The following is a 20476-nucleotide window of genomic DNA, read 5'->3' on the forward strand; positions in this document are numbered from 1 at the left end:
AACCTAGCCCAGATCGATCTTTCTGGAAACGGAAATCGACCCCACTTCGCCCGTGGCCCACCCGTGGAACGCGGACGAGAATTTGCCCGCATCCCCACCAGCCACGACGATATGGATGTATTCCTTGCTTGCGAATTTGGGGGCAAGCTGCGCCAGCTTCTCCGGCCCCATGCGTTCGGCATCCGCCACGGGGATACCCGCACCCGAATGATCGTCCTGCACCATCTCGGACAGCGGGCGCGCGGTGACCTGCTGAATGCGGTCGCGCAGCCGGTCCTTGGAATAGGGGCCATCGACGGTCAGCGTCTTGATATGTTCAGGGCAGACCACCAGCAGCGCGTCGATGGGCAGGTTGTGCATCTTGGGCAGAAAAACTCCTTCAAGCCCCTGCCCCAGCGACCCTGCAATCTGGTCCGGCTTGCGCGAGGTCTGGTCCACCAGATGCACCGGCCCACCGGTCATGGCAAAGACGGTCACGACAGACTCCTCCGCCTTGAACCCCCGCTCCACATGCAGCGGCTCCCAGGGGGAGCGTTCTTCGTTCTCGGCAAAGCACATGGTGTATTTCATCGGATTGCCCAAAACCGACCGTTCGACGCCGCCCGTAGTCGCGCCGCCGACGTTGCGAATGATCAACCGCAGGGCGCGCCCGATGGTGGCGTTGGCGCGGTTGCCGGCCCCCAAAGCCCCTAGCCCGCCATTCAACCCGATCTGGTCCACAATCGGTCCGTTGACCACCATCACCGTGGCCGCGCCCATGGTGGTGGCCGTGACCCCGTGAATGTTGAATTCGTCGGTGCAGACGGCCTCTACCGCGGCGATCACCACGGGCAGATATTCGGGCTTACACCCTGCCATCACCGCATTGATCGCGATCTTTTCGACCGTGGCGATGCCCATGTTTGGCGGCACCGTGGCAACGACATCCTGCGGATCACGGTGCGTCCCCTCTAGCATGCGGATCACCCGTTCAGGCGTCGGCGGCACCAAGGGCAACCCGTCCGAAAAGCCCTGATCGAACATGAATTCCGCCATGTCATCACCGCTGGCGACCTCTACCTTGCGGGCGCGCAGACGGCTGCCGTCGGCCTCGGCCCGCAGGGTGTCATACACCTCGGGGTCAAAGTGTTTCGACCCGCATCCAGGGCGCCAGGCAGGCAGGCCGTCCCAATCAATCTGCGCCGCAGCTTTGCCCGTGGCACTGGCCATCTGATCAGACAACGCCTGCCAGTCATCGCGCACGAAGCCTTCGAAATGAGTCACAACCTCGCCGCTTTCGTCGATCCAGTACACCGCCGGCACGATCTCGAAATCCCAGTTGAACGAGGTCTTGCACCCCGCATCCTCCAGCACCGGCATGGTCAGCCCGTGGCGCTGTGCGAAATCGGCGTTCTTCTCGCCCGACTGCCCCGGCACCAAAAACCGGACAGCATCGCCATAGGCCTGCGACAGTGCTTGCAGAACAGGCCCCGCGATATTGCAGGTCTCGCAATCCTCTTTCACAAAACAGATCAACGCAGGGCCCGTGCCGTCAAAATGATGGGCTGCCCCCTCCAGATCATTCAGCGTAAATTCCGGTTTCTGATCGCTCATGTCGCCCCCTCCCAAGTATGCCGCTGCATACTGTGGGGGATCGAAGGGCATGTCCAGACGGGTTGGCGGAGACGGATGGGAATCGAACCCACCACACGCCGTATCGACGCGTCCATGGTTTTGAAGACCAGGGAAGCCACCAGACTCCGGTCGCCTCCGCACTGAGGGCAGACTAGCGGCGGTGGGGTGCGGGGGAAAGTCTAATGCGCAGGCTTTACCATGTGCCGTGTGTCGTTCTCCCGCAGAGTGATACCTTGGGCGTCCAGATGCTCAAGCAGCGGCACGATAAACTTGCGGCTCGTCGCCAAGGCACTGCGTGCCTCGCCGGTGGTAAAGGCCATGGGCGGAGGGAAGGCCGCCGCGAGGGTCCGCTGCGCTTGTCTGATGGTCGCTTCATGAAACACAACCTGCTGCTTCAGCGCGATATTAGGCAGCGATACCAGCCACCCCTGACCCACCATCAGGGCAATCAGATCAGCGTCGTCCGGCGCATCGAACTGCCGCAGGTCAGGGGGGGTGGTGCCGCCGGTACGAATACTCTCTTCAATCTCCGTCAGGCGCGCCGCCTGTTGCGCGGCAAGTGCTGCAAAGGGATCATGCTGCGCCAGACCAATCAAACCATCGCGCAACATGACCTCGCCCGACTTGACCAGCGCGGCTTGGGCAAAAGGCACCAGCGCCCGCAGCGGCGTCACCTGTTGTAGCAAAGCAGGCGCGGCCCCCTGCTTTATCGGATGTTCGGCATGAAATCCCCGCAACGCCCCCAGCAGCGCCTCTTGCACCGCCGCAAAATCATCGGTCAACGCGAGATGATCTGCGGACAGGGGCACAGTGCCCTCTGGCAAGCCTACAGTCTCTTCACCACGCGCCAGTCGCATCATATCAGCCCGGAACGCTACACCGCGCCCTTGGCCACATAGCGCTGCCGCGATGGCCGCCGCGTCTTGAGTGTGTGCCGCCTGCAGAACCGCAAGCCGCCGCTTGTCGCCCGCCCCGACCGCAGTGGCTTGCGGGTCCAGAATCACCGCACCCGCCAGCGTCGCCGCGGGCGAAAGCTGGCGCAGCACCGCCGCCTGCCTTGCAAAGCCGACCACCGGCTGTTTAAACCGAAGCTGCCCCAGCCCCGTCCCACCCGGCGCGATCTGCCCGCCGCCCATCAGCCGCAGTGTCGCGACCTCATGCGCGGTGCCCCAGAGCACGCGCAGCTCTTGCATATGTTTGACCGGTCGCGCCGCACTGGCAGAGACGGTCAGCGCCACGTCCATACATGCAGACGGTGCGTATGCGGTCCCACACAGGACATCACCGCGCGCCACCTCTTCAACCGAGATGCCGCGCAGGTTCACGGCAACCCTCTCGCCTATCTCGACCCGTTTCCGCGCAGTACCGCGCGATTGCAGCCCGCGCACGACCGTTGCTGCGGCGCGTGGCTGAACCACAAGCGCATCGCCAACAGACAGCGCCGCCCCAAGCAACGTCCCCGTCACCACCGTGCCACGCCCCGCCAAAGTGAACACCCGATCCACCGGCAGGAAAGCGCCCGCCGGAACCGCCCGTGGTGGCAGGTCTGAAAACTGCGCCGCCAGCGCCTGTCTCAGCCCGTCCACCCCGCCAGCGGTCGTGGCTGAACAGGGCACCAGTTCGGCCCGCGTGACACCCTGCGCCGCAAGGGCATCGCCAATCGCGGCCAGCCGCGCTGGCAGATCGTCAGCAGGGATCAAATCGGCCTTTGTCACCGCGACGACAGCTACTGGGACCTGCAACAGCTGCGCAATCTGCACATGCTCGCGCGTTTGCGCAGCTACGCCATCCACAGCAGAAACCACCAGCAGCGCGCCCTGCGCCCCGCTTGCGCCAGACACCATCGTGCGCATGAAATCCTCGTGTCCCGGTGCGTCAATCAGGTCAAGTGTACCGCCTGCCATCTCGCAATGCGCAAAGCCCAGCGCGATCGACAGACCACGGGCTTTCTCTTCGGCCAGCCGGTCCGTTTCCATGCCTGTCAACGCCCGCACCAACGCCGTCTTGCCATGGTCCACATGGCCGATCACGATCACACAGGCCGATGTCATGGGGCGGCAATCGTACCGAGTGCGGCAACGATATCAGGCAATTCCGCATCGGTGACTGTGCGCATATCCAGCCACAGCTTTCCCTGATGGATGCGCGCGACGACCGGCACCGGCCCCCCGCGCAGCCGGTCGCTAAGCGCTTCCGGTGAAAGGGCATCACAGGCCACCACGACGCTTACGCTTTCCAAGTCCTGCTGTGGCAACGATCCGCCACCGACATAGGCAGCGGACGGGGTCACCGATGCTGTGACGCCATTCATAGCTTCTACAGACGCCGCCAGTTTGTGCGCCCGCACCTCGACTTCAGCCAGGGGCTGCGACAACGCTTGCAACACAGGCACCCGTGACAGCGGATTATGGGGCGGCAGGTACAGTCGCAAAGTTGCCTCAAGTGCTGCGAGGGACAGCTTATCGATCCGCAAAGCCCGCAGCAGCGGATGCTTGCGCAACCCTGCAATAATGTCGGCTCGCCCCGCAATGATGCCCGCCTGTGGCCCGCCCAACAGCTTGTCACCCGAGAACATGACCAGATCGACGCCCGCTTTCAAAATATCCGCCACCACCGGTTCATCCCGCAGACCGAAGGGCGACAGGTCAATCAGCACGCCGCTGCCCAGATCTTCCATCAGGATCAGGTCCCGCTCTGCTGCCAATTGCGCCAAAGCCGTGCGTGACGGGGCAGAGGTAAATCCAACAATGCGAAAATTGCTGGTATGGCTTTTCAACAGAACCGCCGTGTCCTCATCCACCGCGTCGGCATAATCGCTAAGCCGTGTTTTGTTCGTGGCGCCGACTTCTTTCAGGACTGCCCCGCTTTGAGCGATGACGTCGGGCAGGCGGAATGATCCGCCAATTTCGATCAGCTCCCCCCGCGACGCGATCACCTTGCGCCCCGACGCGGTTCCCATCAACGCCAGCACCACCGCCGCGGCGCAGTTGTTCACGATCAGCGCCGCCTCTGCACCCGTCAAATGGCAAATCAGCGCCTCGGCATGGTCATACCGCGATCCACGCTTGCCGGTAGCAAGGTTCAGTTCAAGGTTCGACGGACGCGCACCGATGTCGCGCATCGCTTGCAAGGCTTCGGGCGCAAGGCGGGCACGGCCAAGATTGGTGTGGATGATGATACCCGTCGCGTTGATCACGGGACGCAGGTTCGGCTGGCGGGCCACCTCGATCCGATCTGCAAGGGTGCGGGCAAAACCCTCGCTGGTAAAATCAGGCAGCTCGACAGCCGCGCCGCTCAGGATTTCGCCGCGCAGCGCGTCCAGTGTCAGCCGCAGGGCGCTGCGCACTTCCTCGTGGCTATAGGCGGCGACCACCTGGGCAATCGGTGGCTGCTGCAACAACGTGTCGATCTGTGGCAAATGTCTTAGCTGGCTGTTCACGCGTCGCCCCCCGATGGCTGGAGGTGCAGTGTATTCACGCCCGCCCGGGGGGCAAGCGAGATCGGTCACCGCATCAGCGCCGCGCGGTACAGCAGCACACCACCACCACCGGCAAACCGCGGCCCATTACATCGCCAATGCTAAGCCGCCGTGGCCTCGCGCACAGCGATATCGGCCATTTCCAAGATCGCCTCGCGGCTGTCGGCAACCGCAATAAAACGACCGTTGTGACAGAACTTGGCCCCCTTTACGCCGGACGCCTCTTCAAGCGCGGCGTCTTTCAGGCCAGCCCATGCTACCGGCAGATCTGCACGGTTTTCGAAGGTATCATCCCCCGACCGGATCGTCGTCAGCGTCCATTCAGACCCACGTGGGTGGATGACAAACAGCAGGTGGTCTGCACCCGCCTTGATCACCGGCCCCCGAAACGGCATGCCCATCGGCAAGTCCAGCACATGCCCGTCACCCGCAGCGTCAATCGCGGCCATTACCATCGCTTCGGCACGGAATTTGGCGGCCTTTCGGCGGATGGAGGCTTCGACAAAGGCGCGCGCAATGGGCAAGGCGGCGGCAAAGGCACGGTCGTCCACACCCTCTTCGCGGTCATCGAACACGGGCTTGAGGCTTTCCAGCAGTGCCGGCAGGGTAAGACCGGCAAACAGCGGCCCCGCCTCTGACGCGTTGACGGCACCATTGTCCAGCAGGTCGATCGGCAGGACAAACCCGCGATCAAAGTTGTCGTGAATGGTGATTACATCCGCCTCGGGCACATCAAGCGCGCGCAGATAATCGTGCCCGTAATGCGCCCAGATCAGCCCGAATGAACTGTAGGGCTGGCCGTCTTCGCGCAGTGGATTGGGACGTTGGTGGTGGTCAAATATCCCGGCTTCAGCGTCAAAGTCGCCGCCCACATCATAGATGATGCGCCCTTCCGCCGGCGTGATCAGCGCCGTGTCGCGGCTGCGCAGGATCGTTGCGTCGGGGAACAGCCGTGTCAGGATGACTGACGACAATAGCTCGTCCGCATGAAAGCCGCCGGAGTGGGTCACGAGTTGGGTGATCGTCATGAGTTTGTACCTTTGCGCGTATGTTCATCGGTCGAAAAGAAAACGGGCGACCTTGGAAGGGGCCGCCCTGTGTATTGCGTCTCGCTCACACCGCCCACATCGGGCCTAACATGAGAAAAAGTAGAAAGTGTTAATGCGTCCAGGACCCGCGGCGCGCTGTGGCAAAGTTTTCGCCATAGCCACCAGCACGCACATTCGCGCGGCGCTTGTTGGGGTCTTGAACCATCGCGTCGATATTGTGGTCACGGGCGTATTCGACCGCTTCTTCCTTGGTCGCGAACTGCAAACGCACCTGTGTTTGCGTGTCTTTCGACGAGGTCCAGCCCATCAGCGGGTCAATTTCGCGCGCGTGCTCCGGGTCAAACTCAAGCAACCAAACACGGGTTTTGGCAGTGCCAGAGGACATGGCAGTTCGGGAAGGCTGATAAATACGCGCGCGCATCGCTGAATCTCCGCTGTGATTAGGCGGTTTATCAGCCAAATACAGCCAAGGATCAAGGCATCACGGTGAATTGTGACAAATTCGGGTTACATATGCTGCGGCGCAGCATAAGCTGATCCCATGCAATTGGAGCACATCCCATGAACCCTCTTACCCTGATGACGCTAAATACCAACCTCGCCAAGCTGATGATCGACACCCAAGCTGTTATGACGCTTAGGCTTTTGGGGATGGCCGGTGCCCTACCGCAGTCCCGCGGAGAAAACGCCCGCATGGTCAATGAAAAGGGCCCTGCCATGGCAAAAGCCTATGAGGCGGCCACCAAAGCTGCCTTTGCAGGCGGCACACCGGACCAGATTCTCTCGGCCGCGATGGCACCGGTTAGCAAAAAGGTCAGTGCCAACCGCAAGCGCCTGACCAAATAAGCCTGCGACGAAAGCGACATATGCGCCTCGCGCAGGGCTACGCCCCTTGAACCCGCGCAAAAACATGACACCTTAGGGGCACCCCCAAAGGACGATGTTATGGCCTACGCCCACTCTGATAGTTTGCCCGAGCGCAAAGACGCCTATCTTGCCAACCCCGCGCCCAATGTGCGCGACCGCCCCAAACTTGAGGGCGGCAAGAAGTTCAAGCTTTCGACCGAATTCGAACCCGCAGGCGACCAGCCCACCGCAATCAAGGAACTGTCCGAAGGGGTGCGGTCCGGCGAACGCGATCAGGTGTTGTTGGGGGCCACGGGGACGGGCAAGACGTTCACGATGGCCAAGGTGATCGAGGAAACACAGCGCCCCGCCATCATCCTTGCGCCGAACAAGACGCTGGCAGCGCAGCTTTATGGCGAATTCAAAGGGTTCTTTCCCGAAAACGCGGTCGAATATTTCGTCAGCTATTATGACTACTATCAACCCGAAGCCTATGTCGCCCGTTCTGACACCTTCATCGAGAAGGAAAGCCAGATCAACGAACAGATTGACCGGATGCGCCACTCTGCCACGCGGGCGCTGCTGGAACGCGATGATGTGATCATCATCGCCTCTGTCTCGTGCATCTACGGTATCGGCTCTGTCGAAACCTATGGCGCGATGACGCAGGATTTGAAAACCGGCAGCTCTTACGACCAGCGTCAGGTGATCGCCGACCTGATCGCACAGGCTTATAAACGCAACGACGCCGCCTTCCAGCGCGGCACCTTTCGTGTGCGCGGTGATAGCCTCGAAATTTTCCCCGCTCACCTTGAAGACCGCGCATGGCGTCTGTCTTTCTTTGGCGAAGAGCTGGAAAGCATCACTGAATTCGACCCTCTTACGGGCGAGAAAACCGGTACCTTCGACCAAATCCGCGTCTACGCCAACAGCCACTATGTGACCCCAAAGCCGACGATGAATCAGGCGGTGATCGGCATCAAGAAAGAGCTGCGGATGCGGCTTGATCAATTGGTGGGCGAAGGCAAACTGCTGGAGGCGCAACGGCTTGAGCAGCGCTGCAACTTTGACATCGAAATGCTGGAAGCCACAGGCGTGTGCAACGGGATCGAGAACTACTCGCGCTATCTGACGGGCCGTGCCCCGGGCGAACCGCCCCCCACCCTGTTCGAATTCATTCCTGACAACGCCATTGTTTTTGCAGATGAATCCCACGTGTCGGTCCCGCAAATCGGTGGCATGTACAAGGGTGACTTTAGGCGCAAGATGACGTTGGCCGAACACGGCTTCCGCCTGCCCTCTTGTATGGACAACCGTCCTTTGAAGTTCGAGGAATGGGACGCCATGCGCCCGCAATCGGTGTTTGTCTCGGCGACGCCGGCAGCGTGGGAGATCGAACAAACCGGCGGTGTCTTCACCGAACAGATCATTCGCCCCACTGGACTGGTCGACCCTCAGATCGAAATTCGCCCCGTGGAAATGCAGGTCGACGATTTGCTGGACGAGGTGCGCAAGGTCGCTGCCGACGGCTTCCGCACGCTGTGTACCGTGCTGACCAAGCGCATGGCCGAAGACCTGACAGAATACATGCACGAACAGGGCATCCGCGTGCGCTATATGCACAGCGACATTGACACGATTGAGCGGATCGAGATTCTGCGCGACCTGCGGCTCGGCGCGTTTGACGTGCTGATCGGGATCAACCTGTTGCGTGAAGGCTTGGACATCCCCGAATGTGGGCTGGTGGCAATTCTCGACGCGGATAAAGAGGGCTTCCTGCGCTCTGAAACCTCGCTGATCCAGACCATCGGTCGTGCCGCGCGGAATGCCGAAGGCCGCGTGATCATGTACGCCGACCGCATCACCGGCTCGATGGAACGCGCCATGGGCGAAACCGATCGCCGTCGTGCCAAGCAAGTCGCCTATAACGAAGAGCACGGGATCACGCCGACCACAGTGAAAAAGAACGTCGATGACATCCTTGCCGGTCTCTACAAAGGCGATGTGGACATGAGTCGCGTCACCGCCAAGATCGACAACCCTTTGGCGGGCGGCAACCTGCAAACCGTGCTCGACGGGTTGCGCACCGACATGCGCAAAGCGGCCGAGAACCTTGAATTTGAAGAAGCCGCACGTCTGCGCGACGAGGTCAAACGGCTTGAAGCCGTCGATCTCGCCATCGCCGATGATCCAATGGCCCGCCAGTATGCGGTGGATAAAGCCGTTGACAACGCGCAAAAGGCATCGGGCCGGTCAACCGGTGGCCGCGGCGGGATGCGCGGTGGTAAATCCCGTTACGGTGGCAAAAAACGCTAAGAGGCGCGCGCCTAGTCTTCGACCTCGTCCGGCAATCCATCATGCTCGGTAGAGGCCATTTCCTCCAGCTCGTCCTCGGACATGCTGTCGTACATATCTTTCGACGCGCCTTGCAGATCGTTCACCTTTGTCTCGCCCCGTTTTGCAGACAGGGCCGCGCCAGCGGCACGTTGCTGGGATTTTGATTGGGCTTTCATCGCTCTCTCCTTTCGGCTGGATGTAGCGGCACAACACATCGAACAGTCCGCAGTTCCCCGACATCACATGACGCATAATTATTTTCATGCACCCGTTGTCAGGTGATTGCTTTGCACCCGCGCCCACCCCACATTCGGATTCTGCGCTTTATCGGAGGATCCCAAATGCGCCTGATCGCCCTTGCCACCCTGGGCCTGACCGCCCTCTCTGCCCCCGCCTTTGCCGACGAAACAACCGGCACGATCCTGGCCTACGATCGCTTGGCCAATATCATTGTTCTGCAAGACAAATCATCGTGGACCTTGGATGCAAAGACCCTTGTTCCGTCTGACCTGATGGCAGGCGACAAGGTCACGCTCACCTTTACATCTGACGGGGACAACGGCGCGAAACCTGCGTCTAAACTCACCCGAAACTGAGACCAACCAGACATAAAAAAACGCCCCCTGACCAAATCAGGGGGCGTTTTTTTTCGTTGAAACTGATGCGTATTATCAGTCGTTCGACGGCGGCGTTACTTCAACACCGGGAACTTTGATGGTTTTCTCTTCGGTGGTGATTTCGACGTCAGGAACTTTAACATCGACCTCTTCTTCGGTCACGTTAACCGAACCGGTCTCGGCGTCGAACTTAGGAAGGTTTCCCCCTTCAACAGAGACGTCGACATCAGGCAGCGCGCCTTCTTCTGTCTGATCAATATCGATGAAAAAGATTGCAAATGCGATCACCAGAATGGCGGCGAGCCCTGCGATAACTGCTGTAGAGGTCTTCATAGTATTTCCTTCAAATTACACTGTCCCGTCAGGGCTATCGGGAGAGCAACTCGGTCGATCACGAAAAAGTTCCAATAACAATTTTGGGAACATCTTTCGAAGATACGAAGTTGTGACCCCAGACAGTAATTCAGATTACAACTCAGGAGCTTTACAATGGAATTCGGCATTCTCGGACTAATCATTCTGATCGCAGACATTTACGCGATCTACCAAATCTTCACCTCCGGCGCTTCGGGCCTTGCGAAAATCCTCTGGATTCTCGGCGTCCTGATCTTCCCCGTCGTCGGCTTTATCGTATGGCTGATTGCTGGCCCACGCGGCAGCAGCGTCAAAGTCTAAACGGCCCTACATGATCTAACGAAAAAGGCCCGTAGCAACGCTACGGGCCTTTTTGCATGCCGTCGTCACCGCGCCCCCGCCCTCAGTTATAAGTAATTTATTAAGCATGAAGCGCCAAGCTACCCGTTGAAAGGGTACCCGATGCGCTTATGGTCAATCCTCCTTATCCTCCTGACTTTCCCAGCCCCCGCCCACAGCGGCGCTTGGTTACGGGAAAAAGGCAAAGGCTTCAGTTCAAATACTGTCAGTGTCACGCAAAATTATGACATCTCGGAAAGCACGTTTCTTGAATACGGCGCCCGCGATGACCTCACCCTCGGGGCAGAGGTCAGTTTTCTCGCAAGCGCTTATGGGCTGCAATCGGGGTCCGCTACTTTTTTCCTACGCCGTCCGTTGGGCCGACGGGATCGCCCGAGCGTTTGGTCCGCCGAACTGGGCATCGGCGCGGCGTGGGTGGGGGATGTGGTCACTCCGAATGTAAAAGCGGGGCTGTCATGGGGCCGCGGCTTCACGCTCTCGCAGAAAAACGGCTGGATCACCATCGACAGTTCGCTTTCGTGGGACGTATATCTCCAAGAGCATCTGGCCAAAGTGGACAGCACCTTCGGGATCAACTTTGGCGATAGGTTTTCAGGGATGCTGCAAATTTTCTACGCGTCGACCTCTGCCACCACCGCGACCTCTATCGCGCCCTCCATCGTTGTGCGTCCGATCAAAAGCCGCCCTGATATTCGCCTGCAAATCGGGGCCGAAACGCTGATAAGCGACAGTTCCAACCCCGCGCTGAAACTGTCGCTTTGGCGCGAATTCTAGCGTTTATCCATCCGCGCCTGCATAAAGATCGATCCTTTGACGCTGGTGCTCCAGACCAGATGCAACAGATCACGCTCCGTTCCCTGATCTGTCAAGACATAGGGTGCGCTGTACTGCGCTACGTTCGATCCGTCGCGCACCGGCCCATCCATTGTGATGCTGTCCACCGCGATCGCCCACCCGCCAAAGGGGAAACGGTCGGCAATATCCACCACCCAGGTCTTGGCCAAACTGCCTTCGGTATGTTCGACCTGCACGGGATTAGAGACCGGATTGCTGATGCCGTGAAACGAATTGCCGGTCATCTCTATGTTGCGCATGCGCGAGAAATCCATATCGGCAAAGCTCGTGTCGATACGCTCCACCCGATCAATAAACCCATTGATGCTGCGGAAACGGTTGTCGTTGATCGTAAGCCCGTTGATCACATGACCCGCCCCATGAGGTTTAATCACGATATAGCTGAACCACGGGGCGACTTCGCCCGAAAGAAATATATTGCCGCTGATCGACAGGGAGCTGAAAGAATACTCGCTGCTGTATTCCGGCGCGGGGTCTTGTTCGTTGGTCCATTCGACGAAACAATTGTCGATGTAATTTCCGCTCACCACGCTCGCCGTATGCTGCGCCGCAAAGATCAACCCAGCAGAGCGGACGCCGTTTTTGACCGTATCCCCCTGAAAGAAATGGTTCCCCGTGACGATATTATTCTGCCCCGCAAGCAGCGCAAAGTGGCGAAAGCGCGTGGCACGGTTATCGCGGATCTTGACGTCATTGGCATTGCAGTTGATCGCAATCGTGGTCCGGTCCGGCACGTCCAGCGCGTCTTCGGCGGACAGAAACTGGCAGCGATCCACGAACATCCCCTGACACCCGCCGCCGCTAGACGTGATCCCCCGATCCTTGGGCCGCGAGATAAAGCAGTCGCGCACATGGAAAATCGTCCCCGACGGCGCAAGGTTGATCCCGCTGGCCACGTTGTTGCACTGGATTTCGATGTCATCCAGGACGAACTTGCTCAGCTGGCTGTAGTTGCCGAAATCCAGCAGATACTGAAACCGCGTAAAGGTAAAATTCTGTGTCCCCGCCGCGTCATACAGCGGTGCGTTCAGCGTGATCTCTTGTGTGGCGACATTCTTGGCCCGCACATAGATCTCGCGCCCCACCCCGTTGCCGGTGATCAACGCCCCCACAGGCACATTCGCGACGTTCACGACATTCGTCAGCTTGCGCGCATCCGAGGGCGAATAGCTTGCCTGCGAGGTCACCGTTACCGTGTCCCAATCGCCATTGCTCGCCGCCTCAAGCTGGCCGTTGCGGATTACCCGTCGCGTGGCATAGCTGGTGCGTTCAGGCGTCGCCGCCTGCATATCGATCGGGCCGGTAACGTTGACCTTGCGCCCGCCCAGATCAAGCGATTCATGATCCGCATTATTCAACAACGCCTGAAACGCCTTGCGAAACGCGATCTCTTCATTCCCGAACGCCTCGATATAATGGGGCAGATCGAAATTCCGCCGCAGCAGCAGGATCGCGCTGGCGGGCATGGTTACCGTCCCTTCAAACCGTGTCGGCGCGTCAAAGGTCACGTCACCGTTCAGCAGATACGTCCCGCTCGGGATCAACACGCTGCGCCCCTGTGCACCTGCATTCGCCGCAACAAAGGCAGCCGTATCATCCGTGCTGCCATCCCCCACCGCGCCATAGTCCCGCACATCGACCTGTGCCAACATGTCGCGCAGGAAAACGCTGGTCACATCCTCGATCCGCACATCATCAATACGAACGACACCGCCGTTCTGCCCCGTCAGATCCAGTCCGAAATGCCCGTAGACCGGCGCGTTGCCCCAGACCATATCGACACCGCCGCGCAGCCCCGGCCCGACAATCGCGCTGACCTCGACCACTTCGCCATAGCTCGTAAGCGCCACCGCCGGCCCCACTTCGACCAGCCCTCCCACACGGCTGCCATTGCCAAGCGCCGGATACCCCGCGATCCGCACCGAGGGTAAATTCCCACCGATCGCTTTGACCCGCGCCGTAATCCGCAAATAGCACCCCGGTAAAAGCGGCGTCTGCCCCATGTAACGCAGCTTTTGCGTAGATTGCGTCTTGATCAGCTCAAGCGCGCCGCCAAAGTCCTGATCCGCAGGGATAAGCGCCGCATTTATCGCATTTTCATAGGTGTCAGACCCCGCCGTACCATCCCCGCTTGAATACACATCCAAGCCTTGTGCAAAAGCCGCAGGTGTCAGCAGCAGACCGTCCGTGATTGCCTTGTTCATCGTCATCCCCTTCGCCGAGGGTGCGATGTCGCCCCCCATGAATTGCAAAACTCCGACGCTTGGCCGGCAGGGGGATAGAAATATTCACAAGTGGTTAATCACGTCTAACCGCAGCGTACGGCGCTTCGGGGGCAACGTCACGCCGAAACGCTTGGCGCATCCAGCAGCTGAACAGAGGCAATGCGCCAGCCCTCCGGCGTCTCAACCATCTGATAATCCAGTAAATAGGTGAAACCCTTCAGGTCCGTCACCTGCACCTTCTGCCACTGTGCGCCCGCGATCTCGCGTAGGTCCAGAAACCGCACTTCGGTGTTTTTCCAGACCATCGGATAGCCCGAGGTCACCATACGTTTAAAATTTTCGGTGGATTGAAACATCATCTGCAGATTGGGACTCGCATATTCGAACGCGCCCTCGAAATCATCTGCCTTAAAGGCCTCGAACTGGCCGGTGATCGTGCTTTCGATATCCGACTGCTGCGCCGTGGCACCAAACGCCGTCGCAAAGGTCAAAACCATCCCGAAAAAGGCCGAAAGAACCGCGCCACGCATGAGAATGCTCCCTATGATGTGTTGGACTTAACTTAATCCACGCACACCATAGGGCAATAGTTTCACGCCGTGGTCAGCTTGCCTGCCAGCGCGTCGTCGATCAGTGCGACAGTCTCATCCACACCATAAAGCGCGATGAAGCCGCCGAAACGCGGGCCTTGGCTTGCGCCCAACAACACTTCGTAAAGCGCAGTAAACCAATCACGTAGCGGGTCGAAACGTTCTTTCCCGACAGCGAAAACCATCGTTTGCAACGCCTCGGCATCCAGCCCGCCGTCCCATGTTTTCAGCTGGTCACGCAGGTCTTCCAGCGCTTCGCGCTCCAGATCGGTGGGCGCGCGGAACACTTTGGTGGGCTTCACAAAGTCGTTGTAATAGCGCACCGCATGTTCGGCCGCCGCATCCATACCGGGGTTGCCTTCGGGCGTCGCATCGGGCGCATAGCGCTGGATAAAGCCCCACAGCTGCGACTTTTCCTCGGCCGAGGAAACAGACGCAAGGTTCAGCAGCATCGAATACGGCACGATCATATCCGACTTGGGCACATCGCCCCCGTGGATATGCCAAACAGGGTTGTTCAGCTTGCCCTTGTCATCCTGCGTCTCAAACGCGCGCAGCTGTTGGTGGTATTCATCAACCGCCTTGGGGATCACATCGAAATACATGCGCTTGGCCGTCTTGGGCTTGAGATACATGAAATACGACAGCGATTCCGCGCTGGCGTAGGTCAGCCATTCATCGATGGTCAGCCCGTTTCCCGACGACTTGGAAATCTTGTGCCCGTCCTGATCAAGGAACAGCTCGTAGGTGAAATGCTCTGGTGGGCGGTTGCCCAGAATGCGGCAAATTTTGTCATAGATCGGCGTGTTGGTGCTGTGGTCCTTGCCGTACATCTCAAAGTCGACATCCAGCGCTGCCCAACGGGCGCCAAAGTCAGGCTTCCACTGCAATTTTACGTGGCCACCGGTCAGCGGCAAGGTCATTTCTGTACCGTCTTCGTCGTCGAAAGTGATCGTGCCTTCCTTGGCGTTGACCTCTTTCATCGGCACATACATCACCCGCCCCGTTTCAGGATGGATCGGCAGGAAGATCGAATAGGTCTGGCGGCGCTCTTCGCGCAGCGACTTCAGCATCACTTCCATGATCTCGTCATACTTCTCGGCGGCGCGCAGCAGCACTTCGTCGAACTTGCCCGACCCGTAGAATTCGGTGGCCGAGATGAATTCATATTCGAACCCGAATGTATCAAGGAACCGGCGCAGCATCGCGTTGTTATGTGCGCCAAAGCTGTCGTGCGTGCCGAAAGGATCGGGCACAGATGTCAGTGGTCTTTGCAGATGTTCGGCCAAGGCTTCGGGGTCCGGCACGTTGCTCGGCACTTTGCGCATCCCGTCCAGATCGTCCGAAAAGCACACCAACCGCGTCGGAATGTCGCTGATCAGCTGAAAAGCGCGGCGGATCATCGTCGTGCGCGCAACTTCGCCGAAGGTCCCGATATGCGGTAGACCCGACGGGCCATAGCCGGTCTCGAACAAGACATGCCCCTTCTCGGGAGCCTTATTTGCATAGCGTTTCAACACCCGACGTGCTTCCTCGAACGGCCACGCTTTGCTGGTTAGGGCTGCTTCACGCATCTGCGACATGTCATCAATTCCATCATTTTCACCCCGCACCCAATGCGCGCAGGCAGGCTGTACCTATTGCGTCCCTGTAGGCCCGTCAATAATCTGCAGATCAACGCAATAACCGAACGGAAATGCGCATGATTGACGACACCTCCCTCAGCTTAAGCGCGCAAGACTGTCTTGTCGCCATTATGATCGCGGTCTCCGCTTCGGACGAGGACATCCGCACCACGGAACTGCTCAAGATTCAGTCGGCAGTGAATATGCTACCCGTGTTCTCAGGTTATGATCTGGACCGCATTAGCACTGTCAGTTCCATGGTCTTTGATCTGTTCGAACAAGAGGACGGGCTGGATGCCCTGTTCGGGCTGGTCAAAGCCGCGATGCCTGACCGCCTAAACGAGACGGCATATGCCTTGGCCTGTGACGTGGCCGCAGCCGACGGCACCCTCGAAGAGGCAGAGCTGCGCCTGCTCGAAGAAATCCGCTATGAACTGGATCTGGACCGTCTGCACGCTGCCGCCATCGAACGCGGTGCCCGCGCGCGCCATGTAAAATAAACCAGTTGGTCGGGCCGATCCGCTAAAGCGAGGCCGTATCCTTGGCCTGATGAAACGCCCCCCAGCGTTCAATCAGCCCCTGCTGCAGCCGTTTGGCCCGCCCATTCCAGGCCCGCCCCCCGTCAGGGCGTTCACGTTGCGCGCGCGTCAGGGTCGCGCGACGGGGCGTGTCGGCAGTGAACACGGCAAACGCCATCACCCGCCCGTCTGGTGCCGTCAGATATCCCGCCAGCGCCGAGACAAAGTTCAACGTTCCGGTTTTTGCCTCGACCTTGATCGAATGGTTTTGCACGGGGCGGCCTTTGGAATCCCGCAAGGAAATCGACTTGAGCAAGGGTTTCAACGTGCCTGACCCGTGGATCCTGACCAGCGCTGTCACCATGTCCTGCGACGACACGCGGCTGTCTTCACCCAGACCGGAATGATCGACCAGCGCAGGCGCATTCATGCCCAGATTGGCCTTGGCCCAAACGTTCATTTCTGCCGCCGAGGCCCGCAAGGAAACCGGCGTTCCGGTGCGATAGACCGTGGCAGAAAGCCCTGCCATCTCAGCGATCAGGTTGTTGGAATACTTCAACATATCGCGCAGGATATCGCGCAAAGGCGCACTTTTTCGGGCCACCAGAACCTCGCCCTCTGGCAGGCTGGTGATCAGGCTCATGTTGCGCAGGCGGATGCCCTGTGATCCTGCCAGCGTCTTGAATATGTCGCCCGCGTAAAGCCCCGGTTTGCGCACAGGCAACCACCGCGACCCGCCATTCCCCAAGGCGCTTTGGGCAACGCTCCAATCATCGCGCGTGCCCGCATCGCGATAGGTAAATACCGGTGCGCTGCGGTCGCTGATCTCCATCGCGGCCATTGCGACATCGGGGCGGTAAGACCCTGACCGTCCGTCCATCGTGACCGCATAGCTGCCGTTCTCGCGCTTCCATTCGAAATGCACGCGGTTAAAGTTCAGCGCCAGCCCCGACACTGCCGGATTGTAACCCACGTGATCCGGCTGGTCGGCATCAATCAACGGGAACATCGGCAGGCTGTGTTCATAGACTTTCAGCTCGCCTTTGACGCCTATGATCCCGGCCGCTTTCAGGTCGTCCACCAGCCTCGCGAGCCCGGCGGTATCCAGCGTCGGATCGCCCCCGCCCACAAGGATCAGATCGCCCTGCACTTCGCCGCCCACGACACCGCCGGTCGCCATGATCCGCGTTTCGAACTGATGCGCCGCGCCAAGCGTGTCCAGCGCGTACAGCGCGGTAATCGCTTTGGTTACGCTGGCAGGGGGCATGCCCTCAAGCGGGCCATGTTGTTCAAGCACCGCACCGGTTTCGGCGTCTGCCAGACTAAAGGTCACCATCCCGTCGAGCTTGGCTTTGTCGATCAGCTCTTGCGCAGAGGGGATCGACTGCCGGAACAGATCATCCCCGCGCAACACAGGGCGCAGCGATTCAGTCGGCGGGGCCGCAAACGCAGCCGGCGCGATAATGCCCGCTGCAGCGGACCCCAGAAAGAAACGACGTGATAAAACAGTTTTCATGAGGCGACTTAAACCTGACAGGACCCAGTGACACAAGCAGTAGCAAATCACATTTTCATGGGCAACGGGGCCATGGAAACGGACGGGACACGCAACGCGCCATTTTGATCATGTTTGACGCCCTGTCACTGATTCCCGCAGGCGATTTCCTGCCAATAGAGCTTGGCGCGGGTCCGGCATCTGCGCCGAGGTCCCTTTTGCCTTGGGCAGGGCGGGACACGATCTAGGGGCGGGCGTCGCCTTTTGCAGACTACGCTGACCATTTGCCCGCAGCGCGGATCGCGCTTGAACTGACATCGACCATCGGCACATTCACAAAACACCACGCCGGCGCTTGCGAGCGCCCCAAGAGCTGGCTGTGCCGCCCCGCAATCCGGTAGGGCGCATACAGCGTCGCCGCGCGGCTCATCCGCGCCGAGATCCGCTGGCCGGGTCGCGCAAGAACACCCAAGGGCACCGTTTCTATGATCTGCTGCCAGTCTTGCCACAGGTGGAACTGCGCCAGATTATCCGCGCCCATCAGCCAGACGAACCGCACGCCGGGATAGCGCGCGCGCAGCGCGGCAAGGGTCTGCGCGGTATAGCGCGTGCCTAGATGGGCCTCGATGTCCGTGACCTCGACCCGCGGATGCTGCATCACCTGCCGCGCCATCGCCAGACGCTGCTCCATCGGGGCCGGACCTTGTGCCTTCAACGGGTTGCCGGGGCTCAGCATCCACCACACGCGATCCAGCCCGAAACGCTTTATCGCTTCGCGGGTGATATGCGCGTGCCCCTCGTGTGCCGGATCAAACGACCCGCCCAGCAGTCCGATCACCTGCCCTGGGGGCGCATATGGAAATGGATAACCCAACGAAAACGGCCCCCGATATACATCAGGGGCCGAAAGAAGGGCAGCAACGCCGCTTTGTCAATCGCGTAGTCCGTGCGTTAATCGACGAACTTCTTGATCTCGCCGGATTTAAGCCGTGCGAAATAGCTCTTCATCTCGCGTTTGACGATCGGCATCAGGAAGTACAGCGCCGTGATGTTCACAACCGCCATAGCAAAGATCATCGCATCAGAAAAGTCGATGACCGCCCCAAGATTGGCCGCAGCCCCCACGATGATGAACAGGCAGAAGATCACCTTGAACACGATCTCTTTGGTTTTGCCTTCGCCAAACAGATAGGTCCACGCTTTCAGCCCGTAGTAGGACCAGCTGATCATGGTGGAAAAGGCGAACAGGATCACCGCCACAGCTAGGACATAGGGGAACCAGCTGAACCCGGTCGCAAAGGCGGCGGATGTCAGCTGCACGCCGCTGGACCCGTCAACGGTCTGGATCGCGGTGCCTGCCTCGTTCAGGATGAAACGCCCTGTTTCGGGGTCCATAACCAACACGCCAGAGATGGTGATCACCAAAGCCGTCATCGTACAGATCACAACGGTATCGATGAACGGCTCAAGCAGGGAAACCACGCCTTCGGTCACCGGCTCTTTGGTGCGCACGGCAGAGTGTGCGATCGCAGCCGATCCCACGCCCGCTTCGTTAGAGAACGCCGCCCGTTTAAAGCCCTGGATCAACGCACCAACCAGACCGCCTGCAACACCCAGACCGCTGAATGCGCCTTCAAAGATCTGGCCAAAGGCCCAACCGATCTTGTCGTATTCAACGATCAGGATAATCAGCGCGGCCCCGACATAGATCACACCCATCAGCGGTACGATCTTTTCAGTCACGTTGGCGATGGATTTGATCCCGCCCACGATGACCGAAAACACCACGGCGGCAAACACGATGCCCGTGATCCATCCGGGGTAATCCCCGATGATACCGGACAGCTGCGCATGTGCCTGGTTGGCTTGGAACATGTTCCCGCCGCCCAAGGCGCCGCCGATGGTAAAGATCGAAAAGACAATCGCCAGAAAGCCGCCCAAAGGCAGGCCGCGTTCCTTAAAGCCCTTTGTCATATAGTACATCGGACCACCGGAAACGGTGCCATCGGCGTATTCATTGCGATATTTCACACCCAGCGTACATTCGGTGAACTTGGATGCCATGCCCAGCAAACCGGCCAAGATCATCCAGAAGGTTGCGCCCGGCCCACCGATGCCCACGGCCACCGCGACGCCCGCGATGTTCCCCAGACCGACAGTCCCCGACAGCGCCGTCGTCAGCGCCTGAAAGTGGCTGACCTCACCCGCGTCGTCGGGATCGGAATAATCGCCTTTCACCAGCGATATCGCATGCGAGAACGCCTTGATCTGAATAAAACCAAAGTACAGCGTAAACACAGACGCCGCGACCACCAGCCACAGCACGATCCACGGGAAGTTGGTGCCCGGCAGCGACATAAAGATCAGGTTCACGAACCAGCCCGTCGAACCGGCAAAGATATCGTTGATGCGTTGATCCATGCCCACGGCCTCTTGTGCAGAGGCAACCATCGGCAAGGCAGAGACAGCAGCAGCCCCCACACCCGTTGTCAGAAAGTTTTTCATGATATGAC

19 protein-coding genes and 1 tRNA gene are annotated in these 20476 nt (G+C 59.5%); 6 read left to right on the forward strand and 14 right to left on the reverse strand.

What is annotated here, in order from left to right; genetic code table 11:
• Nucleotides 1–3 precede the first annotated feature (3 nt).
• The 6 genes from E5180_RS10500 to E5180_RS10525 all read right to left on the reverse strand — a co-directional run bounded on the left by E5180_RS10500 (nucleotide 4) and on the right by E5180_RS10525 (nucleotide 6562).
• Nucleotides 4–1593 carry a TlpA family protein disulfide reductase gene (locus tag E5180_RS10500; protein WP_138924332.1) on the reverse strand — a complete coding sequence of 530 codons (1590 nt, stop codon included), beginning with the start codon at nucleotides 1591–1593 and terminating at the stop codon, nucleotides 4–6.
• Nucleotides 1594–1656: 63 nt separating this feature from the next.
• Nucleotides 1657–1751, reverse strand: a tRNA-Sec gene (locus E5180_RS10505).
• Nucleotides 1752–1793: 42 nt separating this feature from the next.
• A complete protein-coding gene (gene selB / locus E5180_RS10510) occupies nucleotides 1794–3665 on the reverse strand; it encodes a selenocysteine-specific translation elongation factor (protein ID WP_138924333.1) in 1872 nt (623 codons plus the stop codon).
• Nucleotides 3662–5053, reverse strand: a complete 1392-nt coding sequence (gene selA / locus E5180_RS10515) for an L-seryl-tRNA(Sec) selenium transferase (RefSeq protein WP_138924334.1) — start codon at nucleotides 5051–5053, stop codon at nucleotides 3662–3664. The genes selB and selA overlap by 4 nt, the downstream gene beginning before the upstream one ends.
• 140 nt (nucleotides 5054–5193) lie before the next feature.
• Nucleotides 5194–6120 (reverse strand): MYG1 family protein, encoded by a 927-nt coding sequence (locus tag E5180_RS10520; RefSeq protein ID WP_138924335.1) that lies wholly within the window; start codon nucleotides 6118–6120, stop codon nucleotides 5194–5196.
• A gap of 130 nt (nucleotides 6121–6250) precedes the next feature.
• Complete coding sequence (locus tag E5180_RS10525; protein ID WP_138924336.1) at nucleotides 6251–6562, reverse strand: ETC complex I subunit; 312 nt, start codon at nucleotides 6560–6562, stop codon at nucleotides 6251–6253.
• Between the two features lie 140 nt (nucleotides 6563–6702).
• Here E5180_RS10525 and E5180_RS10530 point away from each other — a divergent pair, with 140 nt between their 5' ends.
• Together E5180_RS10530 and uvrB are read left to right on the forward strand one after the other, a co-directional pair.
• Nucleotides 6703–6987 (forward strand): antifreeze protein, encoded by a 285-nt coding sequence (locus E5180_RS10530; protein ID WP_138924337.1) that lies wholly within the window; start codon nucleotides 6703–6705, stop codon nucleotides 6985–6987.
• Between the two features lie 99 nt (nucleotides 6988–7086).
• Nucleotides 7087–9303 carry an excinuclease ABC subunit UvrB gene (gene uvrB / locus E5180_RS10535; protein ID WP_138924338.1) on the forward strand — a complete coding sequence of 739 codons (2217 nt, stop codon included), beginning with the start codon at nucleotides 7087–7089 and terminating at the stop codon, nucleotides 9301–9303.
• An 11-nt stretch (nucleotides 9304–9314) separates the two neighbouring features.
• Here the strand turns inward: uvrB and E5180_RS10540 are convergent, their stop codons facing one another.
• Nucleotides 9315–9500 (reverse strand): DUF3008 family protein, encoded by a 186-nt coding sequence (locus E5180_RS10540; protein WP_093731390.1) that lies wholly within the window; start codon nucleotides 9498–9500, stop codon nucleotides 9315–9317.
• A gap of 165 nt (nucleotides 9501–9665) precedes the next feature.
• On the opposite strand from E5180_RS10540, the gene E5180_RS10545 reads away from it, so the two are divergent.
• Nucleotides 9666–9920: a hypothetical protein gene (locus E5180_RS10545; protein WP_138924339.1), complete on the forward strand. Its 255-nt coding sequence runs from the start codon at nucleotides 9666–9668 to the stop codon at nucleotides 9918–9920.
• 75 nt (nucleotides 9921–9995) lie between these two features.
• On the opposite strand, the gene E5180_RS10550 is transcribed toward E5180_RS10545, so the two are convergent.
• Nucleotides 9996–10274, reverse strand: coding sequence for a hypothetical protein (locus E5180_RS10550; RefSeq protein WP_138924340.1), 279 nt, complete (start codon nucleotides 10272–10274; stop codon nucleotides 9996–9998).
• A gap of 156 nt (nucleotides 10275–10430) precedes the next feature.
• Between E5180_RS10550 and E5180_RS10555 the strand changes: the two genes are divergently transcribed.
• A complete protein-coding gene (locus E5180_RS10555) occupies nucleotides 10431–10616 on the forward strand; it encodes a PLDc N-terminal domain-containing protein (protein WP_138924341.1) in 186 nt (61 codons plus the stop codon).
• A gap of 141 nt (nucleotides 10617–10757) precedes the next feature.
• The gene (locus E5180_RS10560) at nucleotides 10758–11429 is read left to right on the forward strand and encodes a hypothetical protein (RefSeq protein WP_138924342.1); all 672 of its coding nucleotides are present in this window, start codon (nucleotides 10758–10760) and stop codon (nucleotides 11427–11429) included.
• Here the strand turns inward: E5180_RS10560 and E5180_RS10565 are convergent.
• From E5180_RS10565 to E5180_RS10575, 3 genes are all read right to left on the reverse strand, one after another.
• The gene (locus E5180_RS10565) at nucleotides 11426–13714 is read right to left on the reverse strand and encodes a glycosyl hydrolase family 28-related protein (protein WP_138924343.1); all 2289 of its coding nucleotides are present in this window, start codon (nucleotides 13712–13714) and stop codon (nucleotides 11426–11428) included. The two genes, E5180_RS10560 and E5180_RS10565, sit on opposite strands and share 4 nt — an antisense overlap.
• Nucleotides 13715–13851: 137 nt before the next feature.
• Nucleotides 13852–14265 carry a DUF4864 domain-containing protein gene (locus E5180_RS10570; RefSeq protein WP_138924344.1) on the reverse strand — a complete coding sequence of 138 codons (414 nt, stop codon included), beginning with the start codon at nucleotides 14263–14265 and terminating at the stop codon, nucleotides 13852–13854.
• 62 nt (nucleotides 14266–14327) lie between these two features.
• Nucleotides 14328–15908 carry a lysine--tRNA ligase gene (locus E5180_RS10575; RefSeq protein WP_138924345.1) on the reverse strand — a complete coding sequence of 527 codons (1581 nt, stop codon included), beginning with the start codon at nucleotides 15906–15908 and terminating at the stop codon, nucleotides 14328–14330.
• 119 nt (nucleotides 15909–16027) lie between these two features.
• On the opposite strand from E5180_RS10575, the gene E5180_RS10580 reads away from it, so the two are divergent.
• On the forward strand, nucleotides 16028–16450 hold the full coding sequence (locus E5180_RS10580; protein WP_171048941.1) for a tellurite resistance TerB family protein: 423 nt from the start codon (nucleotides 16028–16030) through the stop codon (nucleotides 16448–16450).
• Nucleotides 16451–16472: 22 nt separating this feature from the next.
• On the opposite strand, the gene dacB is transcribed toward E5180_RS10580, so the two are convergent.
• From dacB to E5180_RS10595, 3 genes are all read right to left on the reverse strand, one after another.
• Nucleotides 16473–17984 carry a D-alanyl-D-alanine carboxypeptidase/D-alanyl-D-alanine endopeptidase gene (gene dacB, locus E5180_RS10585; protein WP_138924347.1) on the reverse strand — a complete coding sequence of 504 codons (1512 nt, stop codon included), beginning with the start codon at nucleotides 17982–17984 and terminating at the stop codon, nucleotides 16473–16475.
• A 250-nt stretch (nucleotides 17985–18234) separates the two neighbouring features.
• On the reverse strand, nucleotides 18235–18837 hold the full coding sequence (locus E5180_RS10590; RefSeq protein WP_138924348.1) for a nicotinate-nucleotide adenylyltransferase: 603 nt from the start codon (nucleotides 18835–18837) through the stop codon (nucleotides 18235–18237).
• Between the two features lie 77 nt (nucleotides 18838–18914).
• The gene (locus tag E5180_RS10595) at nucleotides 18915–20468 is read right to left on the reverse strand and encodes an alanine/glycine:cation symporter family protein (RefSeq protein WP_138924349.1); all 1554 of its coding nucleotides are present in this window, start codon (nucleotides 20466–20468) and stop codon (nucleotides 18915–18917) included.
• Nucleotides 20469–20476 lie beyond the last annotated feature (8 nt).

The organism is Sulfitobacter sp. BSw21498 (genome assembly GCF_006064855.1).
Taxonomy (GTDB): domain Bacteria; phylum Pseudomonadota; class Alphaproteobacteria; order Rhodobacterales; family Rhodobacteraceae; genus Sulfitobacter.